The organism is Acinetobacter sp. F16 (assembly GCF_052712855.1).
The window spans coordinates 143,564-150,450 of sequence record NZ_JBRATK010000006.1; the positions used below are offsets into that span (position 1 = coordinate 143,564).

Annotated in this window: 6 protein-coding genes; 1 reads left to right on the top strand and 5 read right to left on the bottom strand. The window is 42.5% G+C overall.

The window, feature by feature from the left end:
* Positions 1–72 precede the first annotated feature (72 nt).
* Positions 73–1,791, top strand: a complete 1,719-nt coding sequence (locus ACU0NF_RS05655; RefSeq protein ID WP_445660422.1) for a cation:proton antiporter — start codon at positions 73–75, stop codon at positions 1,789–1,791.
* Positions 1,792–1,843: 52 nt separating this feature from the next.
* Here the strand turns inward: ACU0NF_RS05655 and ACU0NF_RS05660 are convergent, their stop codons facing one another.
* From ACU0NF_RS05660 to ACU0NF_RS05680, 5 genes are all read right to left on the bottom strand, one after another.
* Positions 1,844–2,122 carry a hypothetical protein gene (locus tag ACU0NF_RS05660; protein WP_067722074.1) on the bottom strand — a complete coding sequence of 93 codons (279 nt, stop codon included), beginning with the start codon at positions 2,120–2,122 and terminating at the stop codon, positions 1,844–1,846.
* 102 nt (positions 2,123–2,224) lie between these two features.
* Entirely contained in the window at positions 2,225–2,728 is a 504-nt protein-coding gene (locus ACU0NF_RS05665) for a DUF6586 family protein (protein ID WP_445660423.1), read from the bottom strand.
* 259 nt (positions 2,729–2,987) lie between these two features.
* Positions 2,988–3,260, bottom strand: a complete 273-nt coding sequence (locus ACU0NF_RS05670; protein WP_445660424.1) for an RNA recognition motif domain-containing protein — start codon at positions 3,258–3,260, stop codon at positions 2,988–2,990.
* Positions 3,261–3,357: 97 nt separating this feature from the next.
* Positions 3,358–5,349, bottom strand: a complete 1,992-nt coding sequence (locus ACU0NF_RS05675; RefSeq protein ID WP_445660425.1) for an ATP-dependent helicase — start codon at positions 5,347–5,349, stop codon at positions 3,358–3,360.
* Positions 5,350–5,604: 255 nt separating this feature from the next.
* Positions 5,605–6,747 carry a glycerate kinase family protein gene (locus ACU0NF_RS05680; RefSeq protein ID WP_445660426.1) on the bottom strand — a complete coding sequence of 381 codons (1,143 nt, stop codon included), beginning with the start codon at positions 6,745–6,747 and terminating at the stop codon, positions 5,605–5,607.
* Positions 6,748–6,887 lie beyond the last annotated feature (140 nt).

Genomic DNA, 6,887 nt, shown 5'->3' on the forward strand with positions numbered 1-6,887 from the left:
CACTTTAGCTACTTTTTTGGCACCGTTTGTGCTTTTGTATCTTACCCTTAACTTAGGCTTAAGGAGTTTTTAGTGCCTCATGACGTAGATCTCATTATATTATTAGCCGTTGGCTTTGGACTGGCGCTTGTTTTTGGCTATATTGCAGCTCGTATACGCCTCCCCCCTCTGATCGGCTATCTCATTGCCGGCATCCTGATTAGCCCGAACACCCCTGGTGTAGTCGGAGATATTCAACTTGCAAACCAGCTGGCTGAACTTGGGGTCATGTTCCTCATGTTCGGTGTCGGGATGCACTTTTCCCTCAATGATTTGATGCAAGTACGTCGAATCGCTTTACCAGGTGCTGTTTTACAAATTGCCGTAGCCACCTTATTGGGAATAGGCGTTTCCATGATCTGGGGCTGGAGTTTTGGCTCTGCACTGGTGTTCGGTTTGAGTCTTTCTTGTGCAAGCACGGTGGTTTTACTTAAAGCCTTAAGCGACCGCGGTTTGCTCAATTCTGTAAATGGAAAAATTGCCGTAGGCTGGCTATTGGTTGAAGACCTGGTCATGGTTCTGGTCTTGGTGTTACTTCCTGCCATGGCAGTGTTACTTGGCGGTACACCTGTTGCAGGCTCCAATCCCGATGCAAACATATGGCTCACTTTAGGCGTAACTCTGCTTAAAGTGGCTGGTTTTATTGCCTTTATGTTGATTATTGGTAAACGCCTGGTTCCCTGGATCATGCAACTGGTCGCACGCTTGGGTTCGCGTGAACTGTTTACTTTAACCGTGGTTGCCGCTGCGGTTTCAATTGCCTTTGGTGCTTATAAAGTTTTTGGCGTATCCATGGCACTCGGTGCATTCTTCGCCGGGATGGTGGTCAAAGAATCTGACTTCAGTCACCGTGCAGAAGAAGAAACCTTACCGCTACGTGAAATTTTCTCGATTTTATTCTTTGTTTCTGTCGGCATGCTGTTTGATCCTCGCATCTTGATTGAACAACCCCTGCATGTACTTGCTGTGGTTGGCATCATCATGATTGGTAAGACCATTGCAGCGATGGCTTTGGTTTTATTCTTCCGCTATCCGATTAATACCGCCTTAACCGTGGGTGCAAGCCTTGCACAAATTGGTGAATTCTCTTTTATTCTGGCAACCTTGGGTCTCTCGCTCAATTTACTTTCTATAGAAGGCCAAAACCTGATTCTGGCAGGTGCGCTTATTTCAATTACAATGAATTCATTTGTGTTCTCTGCTATAGAACCGGTACAAAAATGGATTCGTGAACGCTCGGATTTGGCGCGTTTACTGGAACGTAGTGGTGACCCGCTTTCTATGCTGCCCGATGAAGTCTCTCAAGAATATTTACGTGATCAGGTGGTGATTGTCGGTCATGGTGAAGTCGGCCGTCGCATTACCAAAGAATTAATGGCACAAGATATTAAAGTGGTGATTGCAGAAGAAAACCGTGAAATTGTAGAAAGCTTACGACAAAAAGGCATTGCTGCAGTTTCGGGTCATGCCACCGAAGCAGGTGTACTGATTCAAGCGCACATTCAACATGCACGGCTTTTAGTTCTGTCACCCATGGATATTTTAGATATTCATAAAATTGTGGATATTGCCAAAACCCTGAATCCGCAAATTCAGGTTTTAGTCTGTGCAGAAAGTAAGGCAGAGGCTGAAGTGATCCGTCGTGATGGTATTGGCGAAGTCTATTTTGCCAAAGAGGAAATGGCGAAAAATATGACCAATCATATTCTCAATCAAATCCAGATTGCTCATCAACAAGATCCTACACATTAATCTAGTCTGGTAAAAAAACGCACTCATGAGTGCGTTTTTTATCTAAATGAGATCAGCTCAAATACTTAGGTTGATCATCTACAATCTCTGCCTGCCATTCATTGACCTGTTTTTCCATCATGGCAAACAAAGCAGCTTGCACCATATGTTGTGCAATCTCAGGCATTTGATCACCCAGTAATGACTTCACTTCATCATTAAACTGAATTTTAACCAAGGGTTCTTTTTGAGAGCCTGCATTTCGCAATGCCAACTCACCACCTTCAAGTTGAACCAATTCTAAAATAGCTTCTTGATTACCAAATAATTCTTTCAATTGTTCTATAGACATAGTTCCTCCATGTTCAACATGGTGGCAAAGGCAGTTGCACTTTGCATTACGTAGACTATTTATATAAGGCCAATAGCAAAAACTTCAAGAGCCGAAAAAAGATTAAAACTCAACCATCTCGTTACGAAAGCCATCAATCAACTGGGTTAAATCACGATGCCATTCACGCAAAATTTTTGTATCCGGCAACCATGCTTGAGGTGTTTGGGTCACTTTAATAATCAGGTTGGATGATGTTTCATGTTCTGGTTCAGGCGCACTTGGCTCCGGTGCATATTGGCACATGCGATAAGCACGCTTCAACTCGGCAATAAAACCCTGCTTTGATAATTGCTGCATTACGGTGACTTCAGGAGATACTTGTCCCTTTTCCGCCATATTGTCTTCAATCGACTTGAGTGTCGGCATAAAGTCATTTAAACGATAGTAACGAACCAGTTCCTGTAAAAATGCCAGCACTGCTCCATGCAAATGGAATACGGCAGCTTCACGATATGCCTGTGCCTGTTGAATATTGTCAGTTTGCTCAGCTTGTTGACATGAAAGACGTGCAAAATACAGTTTCTGATTGGTACGGTCAGCATGGAAACGAGCAACACGGGACATAGCGATATTCCTAAATTTTGGCGTTTGTTACAGACTTAAGATTAAACTTTATTTTGCTCAATTCACAATAAAAATTATGCATGATCTATGTCAATTAAATAAATTTTACAGTTTGCAGCAACTTCAGTCCTGTTCTGGATTGTACTTCTAAAATCCTAATTACCCTGAGAAATACACATTCTATTGAAGGCAATCATAGACAGGACCTGAAAACTTTCGTTTCATTTTTACCTAAAAAAAGGAGCTTTCGCTCCTTTAATTATTTGTTTTCAGTTTTACTGGTCTCTTCAGGCTTATCTTCAGCCTGTTTTACACGAATACCATGTCCATGCAAACGCAGCGTATTTAAACCTTTAATCGCTTTCACTGCTTCACGACCATGGGGCATTTCAACAAAGGCAAAACCTTTCGATTTACCTGTAGTCGCATCCAGCACTAACTTGCATGAATCAACTGTGCCAAAGTCTTGAAATAGCTTCAATAATTCAGCTTCTGTTACTGTACGTTCTAAACTACGAACTAAAATTTTCATCTTACAACCTTAAAATAGGCAAAATCATCAAAAAGCACTCGCCTACTCGACTTTTTGAACTTCGCAATAAAAAACAAAATAACGCAATTGCTATAGTTTAATCGAGATCAATGCCAAAATCTAAATTAATCGACTGTCGTTCTATTAAAGCACTTTTCACAGTTTGCTGGCGTTGCTTGTAATGGGTTTCGGTAGTGCACAAATTACGGGTTAATTCATTGAGAAAATAACTTTCAATCTTGCGGCCCTGATCATCGACCTGATCGCGTGCCCATAAATTCAGATTCTGCTTGGTCAAAATCAATTCATTTTTGGCACGGGTTAATGCCACATACAATACACGGCGTTCTTCTTCGACTTCATCGAAATTACCCTGCGCACGTGCATGTGGATATTGCCCTGCCGAAACATTCGCTACATAACAGACTTTCTGTTCCGTGCCTTTGGCAGAATGGATGGTGATCAGGGTAACCACATCATCCTGCGACTGTCGTTCAATTTCACTGATCGACACCGGATCGAGCACGTATTCTTCCAGAAACTCACTCAGTTGATCATGCTTGGCAGCCAATTGTTTGACCAGATCAAAATCACCCAAGCGTTTCGCCCAGTCCTTCTTGGCATAATTTTCTTCCAGCTGATCTTTTAGCGCTTCAATACCGAGCGATACACAAGCCTGCACATGATCTTTCAACACCAGCATTTGTTTCATGATCAGCAAAGTATTGTCTGGAATACGGCCAAATTTTTCCAACTTTTCAAAAATGCGGTCGGTCTCAGGCTCAAGTAATAACTGTTGAGCCAGTTTACTAGCCCCGACATCACCTACACCATTCCATAGCGTCAGGAAGCGCATCCAGGCAATATCATCCAATGGATTGGCAATCACACGCAGCAGACTGAGCAAGTCCTTTACATGTGCAGTTTCAAGCAATTTCATGCCGCCAATAAAGCGATAAGGCACGTTGGCCTGAATAAATGCTGCTTCAATATGCCGCGCAGCAAAACTTGAACGCACCAAGACCATATGTTCATGCCATGCCGAACCTTCCAGTAAATGCCGCTCTTTAATGTCTATTGCAATCCATTTGGCTTCATCAAATTCATTCGGGAAAATATGCATGCGCGGTTTGACGCCTTCACCACGATAAGCCTCTAAATGCTTGTCATATTGAATTGGGCTTTGATCGAGCAACCAGTTGGATAAATCCAGAATTTCTTGTGTAGAACGATAATTTTTTTCCAGTTTAAAAATCTGTGCATTGGGCACACGCTCTTTAAAATGGTGGATATTTTCAAAGTCAGCACCACGGAAACCGTAAATGGACTGCGCATCATCACCTACACAGAACAGATTGGTTTTATCTTTCAGCGGTTCAAGCAATGCCCATTGCAAGGGATTGGTATCCTGCATTTCATCCACCAGCATATGCTGACAAATGGATGAAACGTAATCCACTAAACCTCCCGATTGTGCCAGTGCTGAAGCAACAACCGCCAAAATATCGTCATAATCCAGAAAGCTACGTGCCTGTTTTCGGGCTTCGTACTCTTTCATGATTTCAGCGATCTGATCTTTATATTCCAGAAATTCTGGCATTTGCTTTTCTAGAGCCAGACTTAATTTTTGCCGCGTATTCCGAGCAAAAGAATAGAGATCACATAACTCTTTCGGCTTTGGCAGGGCATTGGGATTTTTCTTGTCATCTTTGCCCCGAATCAGGCGGAACATCATCAACTGATCATCACGGTCGATAATTGAGAATTGTTCCAAGCCAAATGCTTTGGGAATACGGCGCAGCAAGTACATACAGAAGGTATGAAAAGTCGATGCTCGAAGACCTTTGGCTTGTTCACCTAAAGCAAGTTCCACACGTGCGACAATTTCACTGGCTGAACGTCGGGTAAAGGTCAGAATCTGGATTTGATTGGCAGGCACACCTTGATCAATCAGATAAGCTGCACGCGCCACGATGGTTTTGGTCTTGCCACAGCCTGCGCCTGCAAGTACCAAACTGTGCTTAGATTCGGTGGTTGCGGCTTGCTTTTGTTGAGGGTTTAATTCATCAATCAGGGTGGCTAAACTCATAATCTCTAATCTACTTGGGGATAGAGATAGTTTAGCAGAGCTGACCATACATCTGAGATTGGTCTGCTTAAAAATTGAATCTAATCCCATATATTTGTCATCCAGAAAGGTGACATGGATGTCGCCTGTTGAACTGTGAAACAGGGATGTTTAATCAGTTCAACATAGGATTTTTGTTACTTTTCATCCTTGAAAAGTAAGGCATTACCTACGCAAAAACATTTAAGTTTACCTAGAGTAATCTAGTCGTGATTGTTATGAATTTAGGGCTAATATCCGAGCAATAGCCTCACAAGTTCTTTCCAGATTCTTTTCCCCATTTTCTAATGCCGTTGGCAAATCACACGCCCCATCAACAATGCCAAAAATTGCGGTAAATCCTGCATCATAAAGCTCTTCTACCCCTTCCCCAATATAGCCTGCACAGGCAATCACAGGTTTATTCAATCGCTTTGCCACTTGTGCTACACCATAAGGAGTTTTACCAAATTTGGTTTGAAAGTCGATACCGCCTTCACCAGTAAATACATAATCGGCTTGGGCAATTTTCTCTGCTAATTGGGTCTGTTCAATGACAAGCTCTACACCTGAACGAATACTTGCACCTGCAAATACCATCAAGCCAAAACCCAAGCCACCAGCCGCGCCTGCACCCGCAATGTCTTTAACATCAATCTTTAATTGTTTGGAAACCAGTTCTGCAAAATGCACAAGGTTCTGATCAAGCTGTTGCACCATTTCAGGCGTTGCACCTTTTTGTGGTCCAAATACATGTGAAGCCCCATTGATTCCAGTCAAAGGATTATTCACATCACTGGCAATCGTGATTTCAACCTGCTTTAAACGTGCATCCAAACCTGAAATATCAATCCTTTGAATTTGATCAAGTTGCCCACCACCTATTGCAACTTCGGTATTGTGTACATCTAAAAATTTTGCTCCCAATGCCTGTGCCATTCCTGCACCTGCATCATTGGTGATACTTCCGCCCAAACCCATAATGATTTTAGATACGCCTAAATCCAGTGCCGCTTTAATCATCTCTCCTGTACCGAAAGTTGTAGTCAGTAAGGGATTTCGCTGGGAAGGTTCGAGCAAATGAATGCCATTGGCTTTTGCCATTTCAATCACGGCGGTATGACCATCTTCAATTAAGCCAAAATAGGTTTTTACTTTTTGAGTGGTTAAAGGTCCTGTGACTTCACAATCAATCATCTGTCCATTTAAGCAAGAAACCAAGGCGTCGACTGTGCCCTCACCACCATCTGCCATGGGCACCTGAATAAAATGCGCATCTGCAAATACTTTCTGGATGCCACGTTGCATCGCCTGACAAGCCTGTTCAGCAGTTATGCTTTCTTTGAAAGAATCTGGAGCAAGGACAAAGGTTTTAGGCATGATCTTCAAAAATGAAATGAATAATCTTTTATACAATCTTAGATTCTCATATGAAGTGCAACAGAGATTAAAATACTGGAAGGGAGCAAGATGAGCTAGCATTCTGCATCCGACCGACCAAAGTCAAAGTTGCATCATGA

Bases quoted from the DNA above. Each gene is read 5' to 3' on its own strand.
- ACU0NF_RS05660 (WP_067722074.1), bottom strand. From the start codon at position 2,122: ATGTCTATAGAACAATTGAAAGAATTATTTGGTAATCAAGAAGCTATT.
- ACU0NF_RS05665 (WP_445660423.1), bottom strand. From the start codon at position 2,728: ATGTCCCGTGTTGCTCGTTTCCATGCTGACCGTACCAATCAGAAACTG.
- ACU0NF_RS05670 (WP_445660424.1), bottom strand. From the start codon at position 3,260: ATGAAAATTTTAGTTCGTAGTTTAGAACGTACAGTAACAGAAGCTGAA.
- ACU0NF_RS05675 (WP_445660425.1), bottom strand. From the start codon at position 5,349: ATGAGTTTAGCCACCCTGATTGATGAATTAAACCCTCAACAAAAGCAA.
- ACU0NF_RS05680 (WP_445660426.1), bottom strand. From the start codon at position 6,747: ATGCCTAAAACCTTTGTCCTTGCTCCAGATTCTTTCAAAGAAAGCATA.